The sequence below is a fragment of the Streptomyces sp. 1114.5 genome, assembly GCF_003635085.1.
Classification (GTDB): Bacteria; Actinomycetota; Actinomycetes; order Streptomycetales; family Streptomycetaceae; genus Kitasatospora.
Genome location: NZ_RBXE01000001.1, coordinates 241,497 through 266,396 on the forward strand (window position 1 = coordinate 241,497; position 24,900 = coordinate 266,396).

The window sequence follows — 24,900 nt, forward strand, 5'->3', positions numbered from 1 at the left end:
ACAGGCCGTCAGTACCGCGGAGCGCCGCGGCCTCGCAGCACGTTGGAGGCCCGGCGCTCCCGCGCTCCCCAGCAGGCCCGGTGCCAGTGCCGCCGGTCGTCCACCCCCGCGCCGTGCATCGGCCAGGCCACCACGTGGCCCATGCCCGGCGGGATCTCCTGGTCGCAGCCCGGGCAGCGGTAGGACCGTCCGGACGTCCCGGCGACCGTCTGGACCACCCAGTCGTCGCCCTGATAGCTCTCCGTGCGGCGCAGCGAACCGCCGAGCGGGGCGGTCGGCTCGACGCTCTCCTGGGGGGCGGCGCTCTTGATCCGGTTACGGCGCGGCGACACGGCGGACTGCCTCTCTTCCGGGGGCTCTCGGTCGTTCCAGCCTACGGCCGCACGGCCTCCCGTTCGGCCACTATCACGGCTCCGTCGGACGCTCCGGTGTTTTTGCCGAGATCCACCCGATCATCGGGGAAATTCGGGTCTCCGCGTGCCATTGGCACATGACATCGGATACCCACAGGGGGAGAGGCGGGGCCCGCAGACCCTGCGCGCACCCGAGGAGGCCCAAGGATGACCAAGACCAGTGCCCGTGCCGAGACCCGTCGACCCGTCGGGGTCCGGCCGCCCGCGTCCGGGCCGTCGCTGACCTCCGTCCCTCCGGTGACGGCCGTCGCGGGCGAGCCACTGCCCACGGCCCAGCGCGCCGGGGCGCGGCCGGCCGACACCGCGCCGGTGCGGGTCGGCCTGTTCCTGCTGTCCGCGCAGTTCCCCGGGCAGAGCCACGGCGAGGCGCTGGAGCGCACCGTCCACTCCGCCGTCGAGGCCGAACGCGCAGGCCTGGACAGCGTCTGGCTGGCCGAGCACCACTTCGTGCCGTACGGGGTCTGCCCGGACGCCGCCACGCTGGCCGGGCTGCTGCTCGGCCGTACCCGCAGGATCGGCGTCGGCACCGCGGTCAGCGTGCTCTCCACCCGCCACCCGGTGGCCCTCGGCGAGCAGGCCGCGCTGCTGCACCTCACCTCCGGTGGCCGCTTCACGCTCGGGGTCGGCCGCGGCGGGCCGTGGATCGACCTGGACGTGTTCGGCGACGGTGTGGACGCCTTCGAGCACGGCTTCCCGGAGCGGCTGGACCTGCTGCTGCGCTGGCTGCGCGGCTCCCGGGTGGGCGCGGACGGCCCCCAGTTCTCCTTCCCCGAGGTGGCGGTGGTCCCACGGGCCACCGAACCGGTGCGGCGGCCCGCCCTGAGCAGCTGGCTCGGCCTCGGCGAGCGTCCCGGCACGGTGCGCTTCCCGCGCCAGCGCCAGGACGAGGACGGCCTCGGCGAGGAGCTCACCGTCACCGGACGGCCGGTGGCCGGTCCGCCCGTGGTGGTCGCCTGCACCTCCCCCGGCGGGGTCAGGCTGGCCGCCGAGCGCGGCCTGCCGATGCTGCTCGGCATGCACTCCGGGGACGAGGACAAGCTGCGGATGCTGGAGCTGTACCGCACCGCCTGGCTGGCCGCCGGGCGCAGCGAGGAACAGCTGCGCCGGGTGAGCCGGCGGCACGTCGCCGCCGGGGTGGCGCAGGTCGACGACCGCGCCGCGGCGGCCCGCTCCACCCTGCTGAACGCGATGCCCGGCTGGTTCGACCTCGGGCTGGGCGCGCACCGCACCGTGGACGGCCGCGAGCGCAAGATGCGTGACGCGCGCCAGTACACCGAACTCCTCTGCGACCTGCACGCGGTGGGCACCCCGCGGCAGTGCGCCGACCGGCTGCTGGCCACCGCCGAGCGGACCGGTATCCGCCGCTTCACGCTGCTCGCCGAGGGCAGCGGCGACCAGGACGCGACCCTGCACAACATCGCCCGGCTCGGCTCCGAGGTGCTGCCGCAACTGGCGTGACCGCGACCGGGGCGATGGCGACCGGGGCGACCGCAACGCCGCCGCCCCCTCCCCCGCAACCGGGGGACGGGGGCGGCCGGCGCCGTGGCGGTGGTACCGCCGTTCAGCAGTCCCGCAGTTCCTCGGACTGGTTGAGCAGCTGCTCCCGGACGGAGGTGAAGCGCGTGTACCGCGCTTCGTTGGCCTCCGACGGCAGGAACACCGCCACCCGGTGACAGTTCTGGAAGGCCAGCTGCACCCCGAAGTGGCGCTGCAGGGCGCCCCGGATGGCGTCGCTGGCCAGGGCGCGCAGCAGCTGGCCACGGGCCTGCTCGCTGGGCGGCGGCACGTGGTTGTCGGCGAAGTCGGTGCCGTCGACCTTCGCCTGGGCGACCAGCGAGCTGATCAGGTCCCAGGCGTAGGGCAGGGAGACGCGGACGCAGTCGACGAATTCCCGCTCGTCGACCTCGCCCCGCTCAGCCTTCTCCAGCAGGGCCGGTGAGACGTCGAGCGACATGGATTCTCCTCTCGCGGTCCACCCGCGCGGCGCCCGGGTGGTCGTGCGTAGTCCAAGCTCAGGTGAGGGTGGGCGACATCGTGTGGGGTGTCCGGAACGCCGTGGGACAGGCGTTTCCGGCACCTTCGCGACCAGCCGCTGCGGCACGGGACGTGACGTCCCGAACACCGACAGCGCTCAGAACAGCGTGGCAGTCAACGGCGGAACAGGCCGGTCGTTCCTGTGGATTGCTTCGGAATTACGCCGTGGTGAACCAGATTGGCCGGATCCTGTCGGATCGTTCATCTGAAGTCTCCGTCCCCGTTGACAACGATCCCGCAAGCGTGCCGTCACACACCGTAGCGACCCGAGGGGATGGGCGCCAGACCCCGACGGAGGGAGCGGAACCGCTGAACCTCCATGTTCGCGGGGTTCGCGCTTTCTTCACCCCGTCGTCGCGGAATCGCATCAACTGGCCCCGGTGGGCTAGCGTGGTCGACCGTGCGTCTCGTAATTGCCCGCTGCTCAGTCGACTATGCCGGTCGGCTCTCCGCCCATCTGCCCTCCGCCACCAGGCTCATCCTGGTCAAGGCCGACGGCAGCGTCAGCATCCACGCCGACGACCGCGCCTACAAGCCGCTCAACTGGATGTCCCCGCCGTGCGCCCTGAAGGAGGCCGACGGGGTCTGGACGGTGGAGAACAAGGCCGGCGAGAAGCTCATCATCACGCTGGAGGAGGTGCTGCACGACTCCTCCCACGAACTCGGGGTGGACCCGGGCCTGATCAAGGACGGCGTCGAGGCGCACCTGCAGGAGCTGCTCGCGGACCGGATGGAGGTGCTCGGCGCCGGCTGGTCGCTCATCCGCCGCGAGTACCCGACCGCGATCGGCCCGGTCGACATCCTCTGCCGCGACTCCGACGGCGCCACGGTGGCCGTCGAGATCAAGCGCCGCGGTGAGATCGACGGCGTCGAGCAGCTCACCCGCTACCTCGAACTCCTCAACCGGGACCCGCTGTTGGCCCCGGTCAAGGGCGTCTTCGCCGCGCAGGAGATCAAGCCCCAGGCCCGCGTGCTGGCCACCGACCGGGGCATCGGCTGCGTGGTCCTGGACTACGACGAGCTGCGCGGCATCGACGACGACAAGCTCAAGCTGTTCTGACCGGTCAGGTCCCGGAGGTCGGGGTGGCCGTCCCGCTCGGGGTCGTCGGCGTCGCGGAGGGCGACGTCGTCGGGTTGCTCGGGGTCGGCACCGGACTCGTGGACTGGCTCGGCGCCGTCTTCGTCGGCTGCGGCCAGGTCGGCTGAGGCTGCCCCGGCTGCGGCGCCGGCGGCTGCGGCTGGCCCGGTGCGGGCGGCTGCGGCTGCTGCGGGGCCTGCGACTCGGTCGCCCCCGGCGAGGAGCTCGGCTTCTTCGACGCCGTGGCGCTCGGCGAACGCGACGCGCTGCCGCTCGCCGAGGGCTCCGCGCTGCCGCTCTGCGCCGCCGGGCTGCCCGGCACCGTGCCGGGCGCAGCCGGGCCGGTGCCGCTGCCGGAGGGCTGCGGGAACGGCGCGTCCTGGGCGCTGCCGTCGTCCAGCCGGCCACTGTGCGGGTCCTTGTCGGTACGGTCCTGCGGCCCGCTGAAGCTCATCGCCACCGCCGTCCCGAGCACCCCGAGGGTCAGGACGGCCGTGGAGACCACGACCACCCGGCGCCGCCGGCTGGACTTCAGCCGGGCCGGCACCCGGGCCGCGATCTTGCGGATGACCGGCCGGCTGGGCGCCGCGGCGGGCGCGGCGGGCGGCAGCTGCCGTCCGTCGGCGCGCAGCAGGTCGAGCATCCGGCGCGCGGAGGCGACCCCGCGCTGCTCCCCCACGGTCGCCCGCAGAGTCAGTGCCGTCTCCAGCTCCGCGACGGCCCGGGACGGCTGCTGGACACAGAACGCGTGCACGGCCGCCTCGTGATGGAACCAGGCCTGGTCGATCGGCGAGCCGGCCCGGCGGGCCGCCTCCAGGCCGAGCTGCAGCACCCGCTCCCAGGCGCCCCAGCGCAGCGCCAGCGCCAGTGCCGGCGCCGCCGCGCGGGCGAGCTTGACCACCGCCTCGTGGCGTCCGGCGTCCCGGTCGGCGAGCAGGACGCCGATCAGTACCTCGGCCTCGGCGGCGATCTGCTCCAGCGTCACCGAGCTGTGCCCGACCCACCAGGCGAAATGCTGGGCGGCGCCGTCGACGCAGCCGAGCGGCGGCCAGTGCGGGGCGAGCAGTTCGAGCGCGCCGGCGGTCAGCCGGTGGTGCCCGCCGATGGACACCGCCAGCCCGGCGTCGGCGAGTTCGGCGAGGGCGGCCTCGCCCTGGCCGACGTCGATCAGCGCGGGCAGGTGCGGCGCGGTGGGGCACTCGCCGCCGAGCGCGACGGCGAGCCGCAGCACGGCCCGCGCGGGCTCGCTCAGCCCCTCGGCGAGGCGGACGGCGGGCGAGGCGGTCTCGGCGACGGAGGGCAGCGGGACGGTGCGGCGCAACGCGTCCTCGCGGATCGCCGGGTCGGCGTCGCGGACGGGCTCCTCGACCGCGCCGAAGACGTCCATCCGGTCGTCCTCGGCGGCGACCAGCGCGTCCACCGAGACGTCCCGCTGGCGCAGCAGGGCGGCGGCCTGGACGAAGCGCAGCGGCAGGCCCTCGGACTCGAACCAGAGGTCCACCGCCCAGGCCTTCTCGGCGACGTCCAGCGGCCGTCCGGCCAGCCGGCCGGTGAGGGCGAGGCAGGCGGAGCGGGAGAGCCCGGCGACGAGGTGGTCCTGCATCCGGGAGCCGGCCGCCGGCGGCGGGCTGCCCGGGGCGACGGACACCAGGAAGGCGGAGCCGGGGGCGGTGGCGAGCAGGTGCTCCAGTTCGGCGCCGGAGGGCTCGGCCTCGTCGATCACGACGACCGCGGCGACCTCGGCGAGGTGGGCGGCCAGCTGCGCCGGGTCGGGCCGGAAGCCGGGGGCGTGGTGGGTGGCGGCGAAGAGGTCCTGGAGCAGGTCGGCGGCGGTGCGGCGGTGGCCGCAGAGCTGGACGACTCCGCCGGGGGCGAGGTCGGCGGCGGCCTCGGCGACGGCCGACAGCAGCGCGCTGCGGCCCGAGCCGGCCTGGCCGACCAGGCGTATCGAGCGGCCCTCGGCGAGCAGGCCGAGCAGTTCGGCGATGTCGGCCTCGCGGTCCAGCAGCGGCAGGTCGGCGGGTCCGGCGCCGAGCGCGAGCGGGCCGACGGCCCGGCCGACGCCGCCGACCGGGCCGCGGGCGGGCTCGCTGCGTCCGATCCGGCGCGGGCGGGGCCGCCACTCCTCGGGGCAGGGCCGGGCCTCCGAGCCCTCCGGGGCGCCGACCCCCACCAGCAGGGCGCCGGAGACCAGTTCACCGCCGCGGGTGCGGACCGCCTCCTGCCGGAACTCCCCGGATGGCTGTGCCACGTTCTGCTCCGCATCGTGCTCGGCCGCCGGCGCTCCGCACCGACCGGCTGACGTCCCGGTCGCGGCCGCGGGCGGTCTCGGGGCCTGTCGCCGTCTTCTGACGGGCAGACTCTCGCACATCCGGGCCCGCCCGTGCAGGGCGGATCGGGGCCGGAGGCCGGTGGGCGGCGCTGACCAGGAACGTTACAGCGCGACTCCGTGCGCCTCGGCGATGCCGCCGTCCACGGCGAGGATGCGGTGCAGCTTGGTGGCGACCAGCAGCCGCTGGAGCTGGGCCGGGACTGAGCGCAGCACCAGGCGCCGGCCGATCCGGCCGGCCCGCCGGTGGGTGCCCATGATCACGCCGAGGCCGGTGGCGTCCCAGAACTCCAGCCGGGCGAGGTCGAGTACGAGGTCGCCGAAGCCGCCGTCCACGGCCTGGTGCAGTCGGGCCCGCGCGTCGGCAGCGGTGCGCACGTCGAGGCGGCCTTCGATGGCCAGCGCCCTGTGGTCGCCGGTGATGCGCATGCTCTCCTCCTTCGCCTGGACGGCCTGTGCGGGGCGGGTCCGCCCCGGCCGTACCGGGTGCGGGAGCGGGGGCGTTCCGGGCGGGCCGTGGCCCTGACACCCGGACCCGGTCGGAATGCCGGGTTCCCTCATCTGACGGTGTACCGGCTCCGCAGGTTGCTGGTTCCGGCCGGATCTGAAGCAACTTCACTCGTCCGAGGGAATATACGCAGGAAGCCTCCACACCTACGCTCGATTACCGCCCAAATCACCCGTCTGCGGCACCCGGCGTGAGGAAACTCACCCGCCCTCGGTGGAGCGGGCCGCACGATGCTCCGATCGCACGGCCCGCCCGGTCGTTCGCCCCCGTCGGCTACTTGCCCTCGTACGGGTAGAAGCCGCGGCCGCTCTTGCGGCCCAGGTCGCCGGCGGTGACCATGCGGGCCATGAGCTCCGGGGCGGCGAACTTCTCGTCCTGGGTCTCGGTGTAGATGTTGCGGGCGGCGTGCAGCAGGATGTCCACGCCGGTCAGGTCGGCGGTCTCCAGCGGGCCCATCGCGTGGCCGAAGCCGAGGCGGCAGGCGGTGTCGATGTCCTCGGCGGTGGCGACGCCCGACTCGTACAGCTTGGCGGCCTCGACGACCAGCGCGGTGATCAGGCGGGTGGTGACGAAGCCGGCGACGTCGCGGTTGACCACCACGACCTCCTTGCCGATGCCCTCGGCGTAGGCGCGGACGGTGGCCAGCGTCTCGTCGCTGGTCTTGTAGCCGCGGACCAGCTCGACCAGCTTCATCATCGGGACCGGCGAGAAGAAGTGGACGCCGACGACCGACTCCGGGCGCCGGGTGGCGGCGGCGATCCGGGTGATCGGGATGGCGGAGGTGTTGGAAGCCAGCACCGCGCCGTCCTTGGCGAGCTTGTCGAGCTCGCGGAAGACGGCCTCCTTGACCTCCAGCTGCTCGAACACGGCCTCGACCACGATGTCGGCCTCGGCGACGGCGCCCAGGTCGGTGGTGGTGGTGATCCGGCCCAGCGCGGCCTCGGCGTCCTCGGCGCTCAGCCTGCCCTTGGCGACGAACTTCTCGTAGGAGGCGCGGATACCCGCGAGGCCGCGCTGCAGCGCCTCCTCGGTGACGTCCCGCAGCACCACCGGGTGGCCGGCCTGGGCGGAGACCTGGGCGATGCCGGCACCCATCAGGCCGGCACCGATCACGGCGATCTGCTTGCTGGACGCGTTGCTCATGGCTGGGTCTCCCGATGCCGTCGCCGCCTCGCGGGCGGGCCCTGAAGGCGGCTCAGGGCAGGGGTGACCGCCGGAGAGCCGCATCGCTCGTCCCCGGGACTCTAGTGCCCGGATCCCGCCCGCAATAGCAATCGAGAGTGTGATCTGCAACCGACCTGGTCAGCCGCCCAAGTAGCCGATCGGAGGGTCGGACGGTCGGACGGTCAGATGGTCAGTCCGAGGTCCTGGGCGAGGATCGCCGCCTGCACCCGGCTGCGCAGCCGCAGCTTCGCCAGGATCCGGCTGACATGCGTCTTGGTGGTCGCCTCGGCCATCTCCAGCCGGGCCGCGATCTCCCCGTTGGACATCCCCGTCCCGAGGCAGGCCAGCACCTCCCGCTCGCGGCCGGTCAGCCCGGCCACCGCCTCCCGGGCCTCCGGCCCGACCTGCCGCTCCGGGCGGGCGAAGGCCCCGATCAGCCGCCTGGTCACCGAGGGCGCCAGCATGCCGTCCCCGCGCGCCACCGTCCGGATGCCCTCGACCAGGGTGTCCGCCTCCAGGTCCTTGAGCAGGAACCCGGCCGCACCCGCGCGCAACGCCCCGTAGACGTACTCGTCCAGATCGAAGGTGGTCAGCACGAGCACCTGGGCGGCCCCGGCGGCGACCACCTCGCGGGTCGCCGAGACGCCGTCCAGCCGGGGCATCTGCACGTCCATCAGCACCACGTCCGGCCGCAGCTCCAGCGCGAGCCGGACGGCCTCCTCGCCGTCGGCGGCCTGCCCGACCACCTCGAACTCCGGCTCGGCGCGCAGGATCATCACCAGCGCCGCCCGTACCGCCGCCTGGTCCTCGGCCACCAGCACCCGGATCGTCATGCCCGCCCCTCGCTCTCCTGCGCCCGCGGCAGCACCGCGCGCACGCTCCAGTACCCGTCCTTCGGCCCGGCCTCGAAGCTGCCGCCGAGCAGTCCGGCCCGCTCCGCCATGCCCACCAATCCGGCCCGGGCGCCGGGCAGTCCGCGGCCGGGCTCGTCCCGGTACGGGCTGTCGACGGCGATCCGCAGGTCCTCGGGCCCGAACTCCAGCCGCAGCCGGACCAGTCCGGGCGCGGCGTGCTTGAGCGCATTGGTCAGCGACTCCTGGACGATCCGGTACGCGGCCAGCCCGACCGGCACCGGCAGCTGCCCGCGCTCACCGTGCTCGGCCAGCTCGAAGTCCAGCCCGACGTCCCGGCCGGCCGCCCGGGCCTTGGCCAGCAGGGCGTCCACCGCGGCCAGGTCGGGCGCCGCGTAAGACTCGTCGACCTCTCCCCCGCCACTGTCCCGGAGCAGTCCGATCATGCGACGCATTTCGGCCAATCCCTGGACGCTGTTCTCCCGGATCACCGCCAGCACCTCCACCAGCGGGTCGTCCTCGGGCAGGCTCCGCCGCCGGGCGACGGACTGCGCGCCGGTGGCGTGGATCGCGATCGCCGACAGGTGGTTGGCCACCACGTCGTGCAACTCCCGTGCCATCCGCGCCCGTTCGGCGCCCACCGCCTCCCGGCGGTCGAGCTCCGAGAGCAGCGCGGTCTGTTCGGCCCGCAGCCGCTCGGTCTCCGCCTCCTGCCGGTGCTTGCGCACCAGGTCGCCGGTCCACACCGGGGCCAGGAACACCAGCGAGCCGACCACCACGATCAGCAGTCCGGCCGCGGTGCCGCCCGCGTACCAGGCCAGGCCGGAGAGCACCAGCACGGTCGCGCCGCCGGTCAGGTGCAGCACCCGCGACATCCGCCGGGTGCCGTAGAGCACCGCCGCGTACAGCAGATCGGTGTACATGATCATCGTCGCCAGCAGGCTGCCGGAGAACACGCTGGCCGCGAAGGCCAGCCCGCCCACCGTCACCGCGAGCACCGGCCGGGTCCGCCGGACCAGTTCCAGCCCCGCCATCACCAGCATCGGCAGCGCCACCGCCCACAGCGGCAGGCGGTCGGCCCGGTCGTACACCTTGAAGGCGATCAGCACGGCGCCGCCGAGCAGCCCGGCCAGGGCGATCAGCCGGTCGAGCCGGCGCGGGGGGACGGACGGTAGGAGCACGTCCCCATCCCACCATTCCCGGCGGCCCACCCGGCTCGGGTCCACGGAGGAGGCCGCTACATCGAAAGGTGCAGGCCCGGACAGCACTGCACGACGACGACACGGGCGCACCCGCGCACGAGGCTGGAGGCACCGCCGAACGCCCTGGAGCAGAACGTGATCGTCACCCTCATCGTCGCGGCCGAGATCTCCTGGTGGATCGTGCTCGGCCTCGCCCTCTCCGCCCGCTACCTGCTGCGGTGGCAGCGCACCAGCACCGTGCTGCTGCTCGGCCTCCCCGCCGTCGACCTCGCCCTGTACGCGCTCACCGTGCTCAACCTGCGCGGCGGCGCCGAGGCGAGCTGGGTGCACGCGCTCGCCGCGAGCTACGCCGGCTTCTCGGTCGGCTACGGCCCCTCGCTGGTCCGCTGGGCCGACCGGCACTTCCCGCACCGCTTCGCCGGCGGCCCCAAGCCGCTGCCCTCGCCGAAGTACGGCCCGGAGCGGACCAGGTACGAGTGGCAGGTCGCCGGCCGCACCGTCGTCTCCGCCGCGATCACGCTGAGCCTGATCACCCTGCTCGTCCCGCTCTCCGCGGGCTCGGCCCACTACGCCACCTTCGCCCAGTGGTACTGGAAGCTCGGCATCGCGGCCGTGGTCAACCTGGTCGTGGCCGGCTGCTTCTCGCTCTGGCCCAAGGAGGCGCCGGAGGGCGTCCGGGTCGAGAACGGCCGCGTGGTGGCCGAGGAGAAGGCCCCGGCCGACCGGCTCTAGCGGTTCTCGCCCGGCACCCAGAGCACGTCCCCGCGCTCCTTGTTGGCCACCCGGGCCAGGATGAACAGCAGGTCGGAGAGCCGGTTGAGGTACTTCGCGGTCAGCGGGTTGACGGTGTCGCCGTGCTCCGCGATCGCCGCCCAGGTGGAGCGCTCGGCCCGCCGCACCACCGTGCAGGCCAGGTGCAGGTGGGCCGCGCCGGCCGTGCCGCCGGGCAGGATGAAGCTGCGCAGCTTCTCCACCTGCTCCAGGTAGTGGTCGCAGTCCCCCTCCAGCCGGTCGACGTAGGACTGCAGCACCCGCAGCGGCGGGTACTTCGGGTCCTCGACCACCGGGGTGGACAGGTCGGCGCCGACGTCGAACAGGTCGTTCTGGACCCGGACCAGCACCGCCGCCACGTCCTCCGGCAGCGCCCCGACCGCGAGGGCCACCCCGATCGCCGCGTTCGCCTCGTTGGCGTCGGCGTACGCGATCAGCCGCGGATCGGTCTTGGTGGTCCGGCTCATGTCGCCGAGCGCGGTGGTGCCGTCGTCGCCGGTACGGGTGTAGATGCGCGTCAGATTGACCATGCGGCCACCCTAGCCCGGCGGGTTAGGCGACGTTAACCCTCTGCCCGGGCGGGGCCGCCTCCAGCCAGGCGAGGAAGCCGGTCAGTGCGTCCTCGCTCATCGCCAGCTCCAGCGGCGCCCCGTTGTGCAGGCAGCGCAGCACCACCGAGCCGGAGAGCAGCGCCAGCTCCTCCTGGCCCTCCGGGTAGCGCCGGCCGAGCACCTCGATCTCCCGGCGCGGCAGCACCTTGCGCGGGCGCGGGGCGTACGAGAAGACCCGGAACCACTCGATCGAGTCGCCGCTGTACCGGCCGATACCGAAAACCCACCCCTTGCCGTCGGTCGGGGGGACCGGGGCGGAGGTGGGTTTGCCGTTCTCGTCGAGGTCGGGCTGCGTCGAGGCGTCCGCGGGCATTTTGAGCCGGTAACTGCAGTCGAACGTGCCGCCCACCCGCTGGATCAGGCGGCGGCGCACGGCGAAGGCCATCAGGCCGATCACACCCAGGGCCACGACCGCCGCACACACCACAAGCGCGAGGACCATGCTCACCTACCTCCTCGCTACCCGCGTTCCCCGTAGCGGTCGTATCAAGCGACCGCGCTGACCTACCAACTACGACGACAGTCCCGGGGTCACGCTCGCGCGTCCCCGGGACCGTCGGTCGACCCCGCCAAGCCGGGGTCCGGCACACTCAGACGTGGGCCTTGAGGCCGCGCGCCGCGAACAGCCGGACCTCGGCACGCCGCTCGGCGTGCGCGTCCAGGTCCGACTGGGCCTTCTCCAGTGCGCGCTCGGCACGCGCGACGTCGATCTCGTCCGCCAGCTCGGCGATCTCCGCGAGCAGAGACAGCTTGTTGTCGGCGAAGGAGATGAAGCCGCCGTGCACCGCGGCGATCACGGTGCCGCCGTCCACCGTGCGGATGGTGACCGGACCGGTCTCCAGCACGCTCAGCACCGGGGTGTGGCCCGGCATGATGCCGGTGTCACCGGAGGCCGTACGGGCGACGACGATGGTGGCCGCGCCGGACCACACCTTGCGGTCGGCTGCGACCAGCTCGACGTGCAGCTCAGCCAACGTGGGCTCCTAGGCTCATGCAACGCCCGATTACTCGGGAGTTTCGGTAAGAATAACGGCCCCGCGCCTCCGGCATGAAACCGGCGGCACGGATTTGACCGGAATCACAGCCGATGCGACGCGAGGGGTGGGTCCCAGGGCTGGGGCCCACCCCTCACGGTCACTCAGCTGCTACCGGCCGCGACTACTTCTTCGCCAGCTCGGCGGCGTTCTTCTCCAGGTCCTCGATGCCACCGCACATGAAGAAGGCCTGCTCCGGGACGGAGTCGTACTTGCCGTCCGCGATCGCGTTGAAGGCCTCGATGGTCTCCGACAGCGGCACGGTCGAACCCTCGACACCGGTGAACTGCTTCGCCACGTAGGTGTTCTGCGAAAGGAAGCGCTCGATGCGACGGGCACGGTGAACCGTGATCTTGTCCTCTTCGGACAGCTCGTCGATACCGAGGATCGCGATGATGTCCTGGAGGTCCTTGTACTTCTGCAGGATCCCCTTGATACGGATGGCCGTGTCGTAGTGGGTCTGCGCGATGTACCGCGGGTCGAGGATGCGGGACGTGGAGTCCAGCGGGTCGACGGCCGGGTAGATGCCCTTCTCCGAGATCGGGCGCGACAGAACGGTGGTCGCGTCCAGGTGGGCGAAGGTGGTGGCCGGCGCCGGGTCGGTCAGGTCGTCCGCGGGGACGTAGATCGCCTGCATCGAGGTGATCGAGTGACCGCGGGTCGAGGTGATGCGCTCCTGCAGGAGGCCCATCTCGTCGGCCAGGTTCGGCTGGTAGCCCACTGCGGAGGGCATGCGGCCGAGCAGGGTCGACACCTCGGAACCGGCCTGGGTGAACCGGAAGATGTTGTCGATGAAGAGGAGCACGTCCTGCTTCTCGACGTCACGGAAGTACTCCGCCATGGTCAGCGCGGAGAGCGCGACGCGCAGACGGGTGCCCGGCGGCTCGTCCATCTGGCCGAAGACCAGCGCGGTCTTGTCCAGAACGCCCGAGTCGACCATCTCGTCGATGAGGTCGTTGCCCTCACGGGTGCGCTCGCCGACACCGGCGAACACCGACACACCACCGAAGTTCTCGGCGACGCGGTAGATCATTTCCTGGATCAGAACGGTCTTGCCGACACCGGCACCACCGAACAGACCGATCTTGCCACCCTGGACGTACGGGGTGAGCAGGTCGATGACCTTGATGCCGGTCTCGAACATCTCGGTCTTGGACTCAAGGTCCTTGAACTCGGGGGCCTTGCGGTGGATCGGCCAGCGGACCTCGACCTGCTGGTCGAACTCCTTCTGGTCGACGTTCAGCACGTCACCGAGGGCGTTGAACACCTTGCCCTTGGTGATCTGGCCGACCGGCACGGAGATCGCGGCACCGGTGTCGGTGACCTGCGAACCGCGGACCAGGCCGTCGGTCGGCTGCATCGAGATGCCGCGGACCATGCCGTCGCCGAGGTGCTGGGCGACCTCAAGGGTCAGGGTCTTCTTGCCCGAGCCGTCGGGGTTGTCCACCTCGACGTGAAGGGCGTTGAACATCTCCGGAATCGCGTCGACGGGGAACTCCACGTCGACGACCGGGCCGATGACCCGCGCGACGCGGCCCGTCGCCGTGGTCGGCTCAACAGTGGTGGTCATACTCATTCGCTCCCGCGGCTAGCGTCGGCGAGGGCGTTGGCGCCGCCGACGATCTCGCTGATTTCCTGGGTGATCTCGGCCTGACGGGCCGAGTTGGCAAGCCGCGTGAGCGACTTGATGAGCTCGCCGGCGTTGTCCGTCGCGCTCTTCATCGCGCGGCGGCGGGCGGCGTGCTCGGAAGCGGCCGACTGCAGCAGCGCGTTGTAGATCCGGCTCTCGACGTACCGCGGCAGCAGCGCGTCCAGGACGCCCTCCGCCGACGGCTCGAAGTCGTAGAGCGGGAAGATCTCCGCCTTGGCCGGCGTCTGGTCGCTGAGCTGGACCTCGTCCAGCGTCAGCGGCAGCAGCCGGGCCTCCACCGCGTTCTGCGTCAGCATCGACACGAACTCGGTCGAGATCAGGTGGAGCTCGTCCACACCGCCGGTCTCGGCCGTGAAGGCCTCGATCAGGTCGGCCGCCACGGTCTTCGCGTCGCCGTAGGTGGGCTTGTCCGAGAAGCCCGTCCACGACGCGGTGATCGCGAGGTTGCGGAAGGTGTAGTACGAGACACCCTTGCGGCCGATGATGTACGTCACCACGTCCTTGCCCTCGGCGCGCAGGCGCTCGGTGAGCGTCAGCGCGGCCTTGATGGCGTTGGTCGAGTAGCCGCCCGCCAGGCCGCGGTCCGCCGTGATCAGAAGCACGGCGGCGCGCGAGGCGTTCGGGTTCTCGGTGGTGAGCGGGTGCTTGGCGTTGGACCGGGTGGCCACCGCCGTCACCGCCCGGGTGAGCTCATCGGCGTACGGAGTGGAGGCGGCCACCGCGCGCTGCGCCTTGACGATGCGCGACGCGGAGATCATCTCCATCGCCTTGGTGATCTTCTTCGTCGCGGTGACAGAGCGGATCCGGCGCTTGTAGACCCGAAGCTGTGCTCCCATGGGTCGTTACGTCCTTTCCCTCGCTACCGGACTCAGGCCTGCTCGGAGAGCAGCTTGCCGTCAGCGGTCTGGTAACCCTGCTTGAAGGCCTCGATCGCGGTGGTCAGCGCGTCGACGGTGCCGTCGGCCAGCAGACCGGTCTCGACGATGCCGGCCAGCAGGTCCTTGTGCTGCAGGCGGACGTGGTCCAGGAACTCGCGCTCGAAGCGGCGGATCTCGGCGACCGGGACGTCGTCCATCTTGCCGGTGGTGCCGGCCCAGATGGAGACGACCTGCTCCTCGACCGGGAACGGCTGGTACTGGCCCTGCTTCAGCAGCTCGACCATGCGCGCACCGCGCTCCAGCTGGGCCTTGGAGGCCGCGTCCAGGTCGGAACCGAAGGCGGCGAAGGCCTCCAGCTCACGGTACTGGGCGAGGTCCAGGCGCAGACGGCCGGCGACCGAGCGCATGGCCTTGATCTGGGCGGAGCCACCGACGCGGGAGACCGAGATACCGACGTTCACGGCCGGGCGGATGCCGGCGTTGAACAGGTCGGACTCCAGGAAGCACTGGCCGTCGGTGATGGAGATGACGTTGGTCGGGATGTACGCCGAGACGTCGTTGGCCTTGGTCTCGATGATCGGCAGACCGGTCATCGAGCCGCCGCCCAGGGCGTCGTTCAGCTTGGCGCAGCGCTCCAGCAGACGGGAGTGCAGGTAGAAGACGTCACCCGGGTACGCCTCGCGGCCCGGCGGGCGGCGCAGCAGCAGGGAGACGGAGCGGTAGGCCTCGGCCTGCTTCGACAGGTCGTCGAAGATGATCAGGACGTGCTTGCCGTCGTACATCCACTCCTGGCCGATGGCCGAACCGGTGTACGGGGCGAGGTACTTGAAGCCGGCCGGGTCGGAGGCGGGAGCGGCCACGATGGTGGTGTACTCCAGCGCGCCGGCCTCCTCCAGGGCGCCGCGGACGGACGCGATGGTGGAGCCCTTCTGGCCCACGGCGACGTAGATGCAGCGGACCTGCTTCTCCGGGTCGCCCGAGCGCCAGTTGTCGCGCTGGTTGATGATCGTGTCGACGGCCACCGCGGTCTTACCGGTCTGGCGGTCACCGATGATCAGCTGGCGCTGGCCGCGGCCGATCGGGGTCATCGCGTCGATGGCCTTGATGCCGGTCTGCAGCGGCTGCTTGACCGACTTGCGGGCCATGACGCCGGGGGCCTGCAGCTCCAGGGCGCGACGGCCGGTGGCCGCGATCTCGCCGAGGCCGTCGATCGGGTTGCCCAGCGGGTCCACGACGCGGCCGAGGTAGCCGTCGCCGACCGGAACCGAGAGGACCTCGCCGGTGCGGCGCACGGTCTGGCCCTCTTCGATGCCGCCGAACTCACCCAGGACGACGACACCGATCTCGCGGGTGTCGAGGTTCAGCGCGAGGCCGAGCGTCCCGTCCTCGAACTTCAGCAGCTCGTTCGCCATGACCGAGGGCAGGCCCTCGACATGCGCGATACCGTCCGCCGCGTCAGTGACCGTGCCGACCTCTTCCACAGAAGCGGCGTCCGGCTGGTACGACTGGACAAAGTCGGCCAGCGCGTCCCGGATCTCCTCCGGACGGATCGTAAGCTCCGCCATCAGGCTTCCCTGCTCTCCTAGTTTGCGATCCTCGGCCCGCCATTGAGGGCCGCAAGTACTCGACTCTCGGCCGGGTCGTATGAACCGGCCGTACGTTTTGCCGGCTCCTTGGGGAGCCGGTTTCCCGACCGAGGGTCGGATGTGCTGCTCGGTTGCTCAGCCTTCGAGCGACTGGCGAGCGCCTTCGAGGCGGCTCGACACGGTGCCGTCGATGATCTCGTCGCCGATCTGCACCCGCACGCCGCCGACGACCTCGGGGTCGACGTCGATGTTCAGGTGGACCTGGCGGCCGTACATCCGGCCCAGAGCACCGGTCAGGCGCTCCTTCTGGGTGTCCGACAGCGGAACCGCGGTGGTGACCAGGGCCACCACCCGGCCGCGGCGCGCGGCGGCGAGCTTGGAGTAGGACTCCAGGCCCTGCTCAAGGCTACGGCCACGCGGCGCATTCACGAGGGCGGTGACCAGCCGGACGGTGCCCGCGTTGGCGCGGCCGCCGAGCAGCTTCTTGATCAGCTCCGCCTTGGCGACGGCGCCGGCCTTCGGCTCGGTCAGCGCGGAGCGCAGCTCGTGCGAGCCGCTCACCACCCGGCCGAAGCGGAACAGCTCGTCCTCGACGTCGTCGAGGGCGCCGGCCTTGTCCGCGGCGATGATCTCGGCGTACGCGGCGAGCTCCTCGGTCGCGTCCACCAGGTCGCGCGAGCCCGACCAGCGGGAGCGGACCAGCCCGGAGACCAGGTCGACGGCCTCGCCGGAGACCTGACCGGTCAGCAGCGAGGTGACCAGCTGGGCCTTGTCCTGGCCCGACCGCGAGGGGTCGGTCAGGACGCGGCGCAGCGACACCTCACGGTCCAGGACGGCCGTGACGGCGGTGAGCTCCTCGGCGAGCTTGGCCGCGTCCACCGAGGTGGAGTCGGTCAGGCTCTCCAGGTTCTGCCGGCCGGCGGCGAGCGCTTCGCGGCTGGCGCCGATCACTTGGCCGCACCCTGAGCAACGGCGGCCTTGGCCTCCAGCTCGTCCAGGAAGCGGTCGACGACGCCGCTCTGGCGGGTGTGCTCCTCAAGGGACTCACCCACGATGCGGGACGCCAGCTGGGTGGCCAGCGAGCCCACGTCCTGGCGCAGGGCGGCAGTCGCCTGCTTCTTGTCCGCCTCGATCTGGGCGTGACCGGCCGCGACGATGGCCTCGCGCTGACGCTGGCCCTCCTCGCGCATCTCGGCGAGCTGGGCGGCACCCTGCTCGCGAGCCTGCTCGACGATGCGGGCAGCCTCGTGGCGCGCCTCGGCGAGCTCGGCGCGGTACTGCTCAAGCAGGGCCTGGGCCTCGGCCTGAGCGGCCTCGGCGCGCTCCATGCCGCCCTCGATGGCGTCCCGGCGCTCCGACAGCACCTTCTCGATGCTGGGGAGGAGCTTCTTGCCGAGCAGCCCGAAGACGATGAAGAAGCAGAGCAGGCCGATGATGATCTCGGGCCACGCGGGGAGGAGCGGGTTCATCTGCTCCTCGGCCGCGAGCGAAGCCGCGATGGTCATATCTGGACCTTCCTCAGAAAGGGGCTACGCCGGAATTACTTGCCGGTGCCGAACACGAACGGCATGACGATGCCGATGAGCGCGAGCGCCTCGGTCAGCGCGAAGCCGATGAACATGTTCGAGCGGATCAGGCCGGCAGCCTCGGGCTGACGGGCCATGGCCTGGACACCGTTACCGAAGATCAGACCGACGCCGATGCCGGGGCCGATGGCGGCAAGGCCGTAACCGACGGAAGCGATGGAACCGACGACGCCCTCAGCGATCATGGTCATTGCAGTTGTGTCCTTTGCAAGGGGTGGTGAACCGGTGGTGATTGGCCACCGGGCGATCCGGATGGTGGTTCACGGGAGGCCAGGGCCTCGGGGCTCAGTGCGCCTCTTCCAGGGCACCGGCGATGTAGCTGCTGGCCAGCATCACGAAGATGTAGGCCTGCAGGAACTGGACCAGCAGCTCGAAGGCGGTCAGGCCGACGGCGACGACGAACGAGGCCGAGCCGTAGAGCGCGCCCAGGGTCGGGCTGAGCAGGTACCAGGAGGCGATGGAGAACATCACGATCAGCAGGTGGCCGGCGAACATGTTCGCGAAGGCTCGGACCGCGAGCGTGAAGGGGCGCACGAAGATGTTCGAGAAGAACTCGATCGGCACCAGGATGAACATGACCCAGCCGGGGATGCCCGACGGCCAGCAGAGGTTCTTCAGACCGCCGACGAAGCCGTGCTTCTTGAAGGTCAGCGTCATGTAGGTGATCCACACGACGCCGGCGAGGCCGGCCGGGAACGCGATCGCCGCCGTCACGGGGAACTGTGCGAACGGGATGATCGACATGATGTTCATCAACCAGATGAAGAAGAACATCGAGACCAGCATCGGGACGTACTTCTCGCCCTTCTTGCCGATCGTCTCCAGCACGATGGAGCGCTTGACGAAGTCGTAGCCGATCTCGCCGACCAGCTGGAGCTTGCCGGGGACCAGGCGGGGCTTGGCGAACGAGGCCCAGAAGAAGACGACCACCAGCACTGCGACGATCATCGACAGCAGCATCGGCTTGTTGAAGTAGAAGCTGCCGATCTGGAAGATCGGCTTGAAGTCGAACTCGTTCAGACCCGGGGCCGGGAAGCCGCAGCCAGCATCCCCGAAGTGGCAACTGCCTGAGGCGAGGGACGTGAGGTCAGAACTCACCACGGACTCCTTCGTCGTGACGCATGGATACGGCAACCTCGGTGTGTCGGCGTGGCCTGAGGCCACGGAGCGGCACTGGAACTTGATGGGTTTCTCGCCGACCCCGCGCGGCAGTGGACTGCACCACAGCGGGATCATCGAAGACTGCGCGGATCCGGGGGGCGATCCGTCCGCTACTCGGACAGACCAGGCCTCTTCCCGTACTCCGTTGTTGCGACGGACGATAGCAGCCCGTCAGTGCGGCATAAACACCGCCCCCCTCGTTGGGGGGACAGTGAGGCCTCGTCACTGTTGACGCCCCTTGTCGGAGGGCTTGTCGTCCTTGTTTTCCGAGGCGTCGGTGTCGACGTAGAAGGTCTTGGCCTTGAGCGCGCCGCGCACCTGGAAGCCCGTCCAGATCAGGGCGCAGCCGAGCAGCGTGAAGGCGAACGCCTGTCGGTTGAACAGTTCGGTGTTCTTGAACACCGCGAGCACGATGCCGACCAGCAGGATCTGCGTGGTGTAGACGAGCAGCCCCGCGGCCATCATCATCTGCGGGTTCGACCTGGTCAGCCGGTCGAGCGCGACCTGGCCGAAGCTGAAGAAGGCCATCACGAGCACCGCGCCGAACAGGGCGCCGAGCAGCCCCTTCCCCTGGGCGACGGCATAGGAGATCGCCATGGCGATGATCCCGGCGACCGCAGTGGGAATCGCGGCGCCTCGGAGGATCCGGGCGTCGTTGGACGGCATGTCGGCAGCTCCGGCGGCATGTCGATGTGGCGGGGGACGGGCACGGGCGGTGGCGGGTGACACCGGACCGAGGCATCGCCGTTGGGGCCGTCCGCAGGAGCGACGAGCCCGTCGAGGGAGACCGACAGGGACGGAAGTCATCCACCTGTCAGGTTCTTTCGGCGTGTTCTCGGTACTCGTGAACGGTATCACAAACTATTTGATGAGAGCTTTACCATGAATGTGTGGCACCTGTCACACCGACGGCGCAGCGGATCCGCCGTACGGGTGAAGCCATCTGACGGATCGTCAACTCACCCGTCAGCGACGGCCGCCGGTCGGTCCGTGGTCGGCCCGCTCGGTGGAACCCTCCCGGCTGGCTTCACCCAGGAGTTGCTTGTCCTTCGCCGAGAGTTCAGCCATCGGGCCGGAGGACTGACGGCGGTAGCGCGGCGGGACGAAGGACTGCACCGCCCGCGGGGCGCGCGGCCGGAACCGCGGGGTGAGCAGCACCACCAGGCCGACCAGGCAGAGCCCGGCGAGCGTCAGGACCACGGTGCGGCCGGTGTTGGTCACCGAGAAGGCCACCGTGCCGAAGGCGATCAGCGCGGCCCAGAAGTACATGATCAGCACGGCCCGGCTGTGCGAGTGCCCGACCTGCAGCAGCCGGTGGTGCAGGTGCCGCTTGTCGGCGGCGAACGGCGACTGGCCGGCCCAGGTGCGGCGCACCACCGCGAGCAGCAGGTCGGCCAGCGGCAGCGCGATGACCGTCAGCGGCAGCAGCAGCGGGATGTAGATCGGCACCAGGGCGTGCACGGTGGCGGTCTGCGAACCGGTCTCGTTGTTGATCAGGTCCGGGTCGACGCGGCCGGTGATGGAGATCGCGGCCACGGCCAGCATCAGGCCCAGCATCATCGAGCCGGAGTCGCCCATGAAGATCCGCGCGGGGTGCATGTTGTGCGCCAGGAAGCCCAGGCACATGCCGATCAGTAGCACGCTGAACAGCACGGCGGGGGCCGCGTCGGTGATCGCGTAGCCGTACCAGAGCCGGTAGCTGTACAGGAAGAACGCCATCGCGGCGATGCAGACCATGCCGCCGGCCAGGCCGTCCAGACCGTCGATGAAGTTCACCGCGTTGACCATGACGACGACCAGGGTGACCGAGATGACCATGCCCTGGGTCGGGCTCACCGCGACCGCGCCGACGCCGGGCACCGGGAGGGTGATCACCGTGACGCCCTGCCAGACCATCACACCGGCGGCGATCATCTGGCCGCCGAGCTTCACCAGCGCGTCCACGCCCCACTTGTCGTCGAGCACCCCCAGCAGGAACATGATCCCGGCGCCGGACAGCAGCGCGCGGATGTCGGTGCCCTGGGTGAACACCTTGCTCAGGTTGTCGAGTTGCGAGGCGACCAGGATGCCCGCGCACAGTCCGCCGAACATCGCGATGCCGCCGAGCCGCGGCGTGGGCTCGCGGTGCACGTCGCGGGCGCGCACCGGCGGCATGGCGCCGGCCGCGATGGCGAACTTCCGGACCGGGCCGGTCAGCAGGTAGGTGACCGCGGCGGTGCAGAACAGCACCAGCAGATACTCACGCACCACTGGCCTCCTGCATCACTGTCGAACGGGGAAGTACCGAAGGTACTCCCCTGCCTTCCCGGGGTTCGAGGTGCGTCGCCACGGCACACACCTTATTGAGTCGGACGCCGGGGACGTGCATCGCGGTTCGCACTCCCGGGTAGGAGATCGGGATGGCCGTGGACGGGCGCCGCTCAGGCCCGGTCGGCGAAGGCCTGCGCCAGCTCCCGCACCCGCGCCGCCGCCGGGGCCACGGCGCCGCCGTCGAGCACCCGCGCGATCAGTCCGGCGATCTCGGACAGCTCCGCCGCGCCCATCCCCTGGCTGGTCACCGTGCCCGTGCCCAGCCGGATCCCGGAGGCCTCGGAGGGCGGCGCCGGGTCGTACGGCAGCGCGCACTTGCCGAGCAGCAGCCCCGCCGCCGCGCAGCGCCGCTCGGCCTCCGCGCCGCTGACGCCCAGCGGGCTCACGTCGGCCGTCACCAGGTGGGTGTCGGTACCACCCGTCAGGGGGCGCATTCCGGCCTCTGCAAGCCCCTCGGCCAGTACCTGCGCCCCGGACACCGTCCGCTGCGCGTACGCCCGGTAGGCGGGCGTCGAGGCCTCCGCGAGGGCGACCGCCTTGCCGGCCACCTCGTTCATCGCCGCGCCGCCCTGGCTGAACGGGAACACCGCCCGGTCGATCCGCTCGGCCAGCTCCGCGGTGCACAGCAGCAGACCGCCGCGCGGCCCGCGCAGCAGCTTGTGGGTGGCCGCCACCGTCACGTCCGCGTACGGCACCGGCGAGGGCGCCACACCGGCCGCGACCAGGCCGGTGGTCTGCGCGGCGGAGGCGATCAGATAGGCGTCCACCTCGTCGGCGATCTCCCGGAAGGCCGCCCAGTCCGGGTGCCGGGGGTAGGAGATCGAGCCCGCCACGATGGCCTTCGGCCGGTGCAGCCGGGCCAGTTCGCGCACCTGGTCCAGGTCGATCAGCCCGTCGGCCTCGCGCACGCCGTAACCGGTGAAGGCGAACCAGCGGCCGGAGAAGTTGGCACGCGAGCCACAGCTGAGGTGGCCGCCGTGCTCCAGCGACATCGCCAGCACCCCGTCGCCGGGCCGCAGCACCGCCGCGTACGCCGCCAGCATCGCCGAAGTCACCGACCGGGGCTGGACGTTGGCGTGCGGGGCGGCGAACAGCTCGCGGGCCCGGTCGATCGCCAGCAGCTCGGCGGCGTCCGCCAGCGAGCAGCCGGTGTGGTGCCGGCGGCCCGGGTAGCCCTCGGCGTACTTGTCGATCAGCGGGCCGGTGAGGGCCGCCAGCACGGCGGGGGTGGTGAGGTTCTCCCCCGCCAGCAGCTGGATCGTCTCGGCCCGCCGCTCGGCCTCCGCGGCCAGCAGGTCGGCGAGCTGCGGATCGGCCCGGTGCAGGGCCTCGGACGCCCAGGGGCGCCCCCTGGTCGCGGTCGGGCCGGTCGCGGCATCGGTGACGGTCATGGCGGGACTCCCGGGCGCTGCGGGTGGGGTGGATCCAGCCTAGGACCGCCACCGCCGCCCGGCCCGCCGAACAGGCCGTTCGCGTGCGTCAGCGGTGGGCGGGGACGCCCGTGAGCGCGGTGACCACCGGGTCGACCGCGTGGAATATCTCCTCGCCGCAGTTGCGGAACATGCCGATCGGGGCCCCGTACGGGTCGTCCACCTCGTCCGACTCCGGGGTGGCCGCCAGCAGCCAGCCGCGCAGCGCGGCGGCCGCCCGGACCAGGGCGCGGGCCCGCTCGGTGACGTCGGCGCCGCGCCGGGGGTCGGGCAGCGTGCCCGGGTCTATCGTCCGCACCAGCCGGGTGAACTCCTTCAGCGTGAAGGTGCGCAGCCCCGCCTCGTGGCCCATCGAGATCACCTGGGCGCGGTGGTCCAGCGTCGCGGTGAGCACCAGGTCGGCCTCGACCACGTGCTCGTCCAGCAGCTCGCGGCCGGTGAAGCCGCCGCTGTCGGCGCCGTACTCGTCGAGCACGGTCGCCGCGTGGTCCTCCATCGGCGCGCCGACGTGGCCCCAGGTGCCGGCGCTCTCCACCAGGATCCGCCCGGCCACCCGGGGGCTCAGCCGGGTGTCCAGCTCACGCCGGGTGAGCCGCTCGGCGATCGGCGAGCGGCAGATGTTCCCGGTGCAGACGAACAGGATCCGGAAGTGGTCCAGCGGCCTGGGGCCCACGCTCAGGTACGGCGCTATGCCGGGCCCGGCATGGAGCGAGGCGGTGGGCGTCAACTGCCGGCCTCCAGGTCGGGTACGACCTCCCTCAGCTGCTCGACGCTGATCGCGCCGGCCCGCAGCAGGATCGGGACCTTGCCGGTGACGTCGACGATGGACGAGGCCGCGCTGTGGTCGGCCGCCCCGCCGTCCAGGTAGACCGAGACCGCGTCGCCGAGCTGGTTCTGCGCCTCGTCGCAGGTCAGCGGGGACGCCCCGCCGATCCGGTTGGCGCTGGAGACGGCCATCGGGCCGGTGGCGTTCAGCAACTCGATGGCGACCGGGTGCAGCGGCATCCGGACGGCGACGGTGCCGCGGGTCTCGCCGAGGTCCCAGCGCAGCGAGGGCTGGTGCCGGGCGACCAGGGTGAGCCCGCCGGGCCAGAAGGCGTCGACCAGCTCCCAGGCCTGCTCGGAGAAGTCGGTGACCAGGCCGTGCAGGGTGGTCGGCGAGCCGACCAGGACGGGCGAGGGCGTGTTGCGGCCGCGCCCGCGGGCGCCCATCAGCTCGCCGACGGCCTCCGGGGAGAAGGCGTCCGCGCCGACCCCGTACAGGGTGTCGGTGGGCAGCACGACGAGTTCGCCGCGGCGGACGGCCGAGGCGGCCTCGCGCAGGCCGGTGGCGCGGTCCCCGGAATCGGCACAGTCGTAGCGGCGGCTCATCGGTTCGGTCCCCTTCCGAAGTGGCTCACGGCGGTCACGACGGTCTTCACGACCCGACCCTGCGGGCCGTGGTGAAGCGCGGCCGGTTGTTCAGGTCGCGGTGGTCGGCGGTGTCCGTCCAGCCGCGTTCCTCGTTGAAGATCCACGGCACCTGGCCGCCCTGCTGGTCGGCGTGCTCGATGACCACCGCGCCGCCCGGGCGCAGCAGCCGCGCGGCGACCCGCTCGATGCCGCGGATGGTGTCCAGGCCGTCCTCGCCGGAGAACAGCGACATCTGCGGGTCGTGGTCGCGGGCCTCCGGCGCGACGTACTCCCACTCGGTGAGCGGGATGTACGGCGGGTTGGAGATGACCAGGTCGAAGCGGCCGTCCCAGGAGCGGTCGTCCTCGAAGGCCTTGGTGGCGTCGCCGGCGTGCAGGGTGACGCGGGCGCGGTCCGGGCTGGCCTCGATGTTGCGCCGGGTGTACTGCAGCGCGCCCTCGTCCAGTTCGAAGGCGTGCACGGTGGAGCGCGGCAGCTCCTGCGCCAGGGCGAGGGCGATGGCGCCGGAGCCGGAGCACAGGTCCACCACCAGCGGCTCGGCCACGTCCATGTCGCGCACCGCGTCTATGGCCCACTCGACGACCGTCTCGGTCTCCGGCCGGGGCACGAACACCCCGGGGCCGACCGCCAGTTCGAGGTAGCGGAAGAACGCCCGCCCGGTGATGTGCTGGAGCGGTTCGCGCGCCTCGCGGCGGGAGACGGCCTCCCAGTAGCGGGCGTCGAAGTCGGCGTCCTTCACCGTGTGCAGCTGGCTGCGCTTGACGTTGTGGACGTAGGCGGCGAGTTCCTCCGCGTCGAAGCGCGGCGACGGCACGCCGGCCGCGGCCAACCGCTGGGTGGCCTGGGCCACCTCGGCGAGCAGCAGGTTCATCCGTACGACCTCGTTTTCT

26 protein-coding genes are annotated in these 24,900 nt (G+C 71.7%); 3 read left to right on the plus strand and 23 right to left on the minus strand.

Annotated features, from left to right (window positions below; all coding sequences use genetic code 11):
• Nucleotides 1-8: 8 nt before the first annotated feature.
• A complete protein-coding gene (locus BX285_RS00990; RefSeq protein ID WP_121174229.1) occupies nt 9-332 on the minus strand; it encodes an ATP/GTP-binding protein in 324 nt (107 codons plus the stop codon).
• Between the two features lie 390 nt (nt 333-722).
• Between BX285_RS00990 and BX285_RS00995 the strand changes: the two genes are divergently transcribed.
• Nucleotides 723-1,871 (plus strand): LLM class flavin-dependent oxidoreductase, encoded by a 1,149-nt coding sequence (locus BX285_RS00995; RefSeq protein ID WP_121177138.1) that lies wholly within the window; start codon nt 723-725, stop codon nt 1,869-1,871.
• Nucleotides 1,872-1,974: 103 nt separating this feature from the next.
• On the opposite strand, the gene BX285_RS01000 is transcribed toward BX285_RS00995, so the two are convergent.
• Entirely contained in the window at nt 1,975-2,367 is a 393-nt protein-coding gene (locus BX285_RS01000; protein WP_097236221.1) for an SCO5389 family protein, read from the minus strand.
• 480 nt (nt 2,368-2,847) lie between these two features.
• Between BX285_RS01000 and nucS the strand changes: the two genes are divergently transcribed.
• A complete protein-coding gene (nucS, locus tag BX285_RS01005) occupies nt 2,848-3,507 on the plus strand; it encodes an endonuclease NucS (protein ID WP_030057515.1) in 660 nt (219 codons plus the stop codon).
• Between the two features lie 4 nt (nt 3,508-3,511).
• Here the strand turns inward: nucS and BX285_RS01010 are convergent, their stop codons facing one another.
• The 5 genes from BX285_RS01010 to BX285_RS01030 form a co-directional block, all read right to left on the minus strand.
• On the minus strand, nt 3,512-5,776 hold the full coding sequence (locus BX285_RS01010) for an ATP-binding protein (RefSeq protein ID WP_121174230.1): 2,265 nt from the start codon (nt 5,774-5,776) through the stop codon (nt 3,512-3,514).
• A 183-nt stretch (nt 5,777-5,959) separates the two neighbouring features.
• Nucleotides 5,960-6,283 carry an STAS domain-containing protein gene (locus tag BX285_RS01015; RefSeq protein ID WP_097236223.1) on the minus strand — a complete coding sequence of 108 codons (324 nt, stop codon included), beginning with the start codon at nt 6,281-6,283 and terminating at the stop codon, nt 5,960-5,962.
• Nucleotides 6,284-6,635: 352 nt separating this feature from the next.
• Nucleotides 6,636-7,505 carry a 3-hydroxyacyl-CoA dehydrogenase family protein gene (locus BX285_RS01020; protein ID WP_097236224.1) on the minus strand — a complete coding sequence of 290 codons (870 nt, stop codon included), beginning with the start codon at nt 7,503-7,505 and terminating at the stop codon, nt 6,636-6,638.
• Between the two features lie 203 nt (nt 7,506-7,708).
• Nucleotides 7,709-8,359 carry a response regulator transcription factor gene (locus tag BX285_RS01025; protein ID WP_097236225.1) on the minus strand — a complete coding sequence of 217 codons (651 nt, stop codon included), beginning with the start codon at nt 8,357-8,359 and terminating at the stop codon, nt 7,709-7,711.
• On the minus strand, nt 8,356-9,558 hold the full coding sequence (locus tag BX285_RS01030; protein ID WP_259470398.1) for a sensor histidine kinase: 1,203 nt from the start codon (nt 9,556-9,558) through the stop codon (nt 8,356-8,358). Before BX285_RS01030 ends, BX285_RS01025 begins: the two co-directional genes overlap by 4 nt.
• A 156-nt stretch (nt 9,559-9,714) precedes the next feature.
• Here BX285_RS01030 and BX285_RS01035 point away from each other — a divergent pair, with 156 nt between their 5' ends.
• On the plus strand, nt 9,715-10,311 hold the full coding sequence (locus BX285_RS01035) for a hypothetical protein (protein WP_183106971.1): 597 nt from the start codon (nt 9,715-9,717) through the stop codon (nt 10,309-10,311).
• Here the strand turns inward: BX285_RS01035 and BX285_RS01040 are convergent.
• The 16 genes from BX285_RS01040 to prmC form a co-directional block, all read right to left on the minus strand.
• Entirely contained in the window at nt 10,308-10,880 is a 573-nt protein-coding gene (locus BX285_RS01040) for a cob(I)yrinic acid a,c-diamide adenosyltransferase (protein WP_121174231.1), read from the minus strand. The two genes, BX285_RS01035 and BX285_RS01040, sit on opposite strands and share 4 nt — an antisense overlap.
• Before the next feature lie 22 nt (nt 10,881-10,902).
• Entirely contained in the window at nt 10,903-11,403 is a 501-nt protein-coding gene (locus tag BX285_RS01045; protein WP_030057523.1) for a DUF2550 domain-containing protein, read from the minus strand.
• Between the two features lie 148 nt (nt 11,404-11,551).
• Nucleotides 11,552-11,935 (minus strand): F0F1 ATP synthase subunit epsilon, encoded by a 384-nt coding sequence (locus BX285_RS01050; RefSeq protein ID WP_097236228.1) that lies wholly within the window; start codon nt 11,933-11,935, stop codon nt 11,552-11,554.
• Between the two features lie 184 nt (nt 11,936-12,119).
• Nucleotides 12,120-13,565, minus strand: coding sequence for a F0F1 ATP synthase subunit beta (gene atpD / locus BX285_RS01055; protein WP_097236229.1), 1,446 nt, complete (start codon nt 13,563-13,565; stop codon nt 12,120-12,122).
• Between the two features lie 2 nt (nt 13,566-13,567).
• Complete coding sequence (locus BX285_RS01060) at nt 13,568-14,482, minus strand: F0F1 ATP synthase subunit gamma (RefSeq protein WP_121174232.1); 915 nt, start codon at nt 14,480-14,482, stop codon at nt 13,568-13,570.
• A gap of 32 nt (nt 14,483-14,514) precedes the next feature.
• Nucleotides 14,515-16,089 carry a F0F1 ATP synthase subunit alpha gene (gene atpA, locus BX285_RS01065; protein ID WP_097236231.1) on the minus strand — a complete coding sequence of 525 codons (1,575 nt, stop codon included), beginning with the start codon at nt 16,087-16,089 and terminating at the stop codon, nt 14,515-14,517.
• Between the two features lie 156 nt (nt 16,090-16,245).
• The gene (locus tag BX285_RS01070; RefSeq protein WP_097236232.1) at nt 16,246-17,061 is read right to left on the minus strand and encodes a F0F1 ATP synthase subunit delta; all 816 of its coding nucleotides are present in this window, start codon (nt 17,059-17,061) and stop codon (nt 16,246-16,248) included.
• Entirely contained in the window at nt 17,058-17,615 is a 558-nt protein-coding gene (locus BX285_RS01075; RefSeq protein WP_097236233.1) for a F0F1 ATP synthase subunit B, read from the minus strand. The genes BX285_RS01070 and BX285_RS01075 overlap by 4 nt, the downstream gene beginning before the upstream one ends.
• A gap of 35 nt (nt 17,616-17,650) precedes the next feature.
• On the minus strand, nt 17,651-17,887 hold the full coding sequence (atpE, locus tag BX285_RS01080) for an ATP synthase F0 subunit C (protein WP_097236234.1): 237 nt from the start codon (nt 17,885-17,887) through the stop codon (nt 17,651-17,653).
• A 94-nt stretch (nt 17,888-17,981) separates the two neighbouring features.
• Entirely contained in the window at nt 17,982-18,794 is an 813-nt protein-coding gene (gene atpB, locus BX285_RS01085; RefSeq protein ID WP_259470399.1) for a F0F1 ATP synthase subunit A, read from the minus strand.
• 285 nt (nt 18,795-19,079) lie between these two features.
• Nucleotides 19,080-19,523: a hypothetical protein gene (locus tag BX285_RS01090; protein WP_121174234.1), complete on the minus strand. Its 444-nt coding sequence runs from the start codon at nt 19,521-19,523 to the stop codon at nt 19,080-19,082.
• 300 nt (nt 19,524-19,823) lie between these two features.
• Nucleotides 19,824-21,104 carry an MraY family glycosyltransferase gene (locus BX285_RS01095; protein WP_121177141.1) on the minus strand — a complete coding sequence of 427 codons (1,281 nt, stop codon included), beginning with the start codon at nt 21,102-21,104 and terminating at the stop codon, nt 19,824-19,826.
• 173 nt (nt 21,105-21,277) lie between these two features.
• On the minus strand, nt 21,278-22,558 hold the full coding sequence (glyA, locus tag BX285_RS01100; protein ID WP_097236237.1) for a serine hydroxymethyltransferase: 1,281 nt from the start codon (nt 22,556-22,558) through the stop codon (nt 21,278-21,280).
• Nucleotides 22,559-22,646: 88 nt separating this feature from the next.
• Nucleotides 22,647-23,288 (minus strand): protein-tyrosine-phosphatase, encoded by a 642-nt coding sequence (locus BX285_RS01105; RefSeq protein WP_097240003.1) that lies wholly within the window; start codon nt 23,286-23,288, stop codon nt 22,647-22,649.
• 32 nt (nt 23,289-23,320) lie between these two features.
• Complete coding sequence (locus BX285_RS01110) at nt 23,321-23,968, minus strand: L-threonylcarbamoyladenylate synthase (protein WP_097236238.1); 648 nt, start codon at nt 23,966-23,968, stop codon at nt 23,321-23,323.
• A gap of 46 nt (nt 23,969-24,014) precedes the next feature.
• Nucleotides 24,015-24,881, minus strand: a complete 867-nt coding sequence (gene prmC / locus BX285_RS01115; protein WP_097236239.1) for a peptide chain release factor N(5)-glutamine methyltransferase — start codon at nt 24,879-24,881, stop codon at nt 24,015-24,017.
• Between the last annotated feature and the right edge of the window lie 19 nt (nt 24,882-24,900).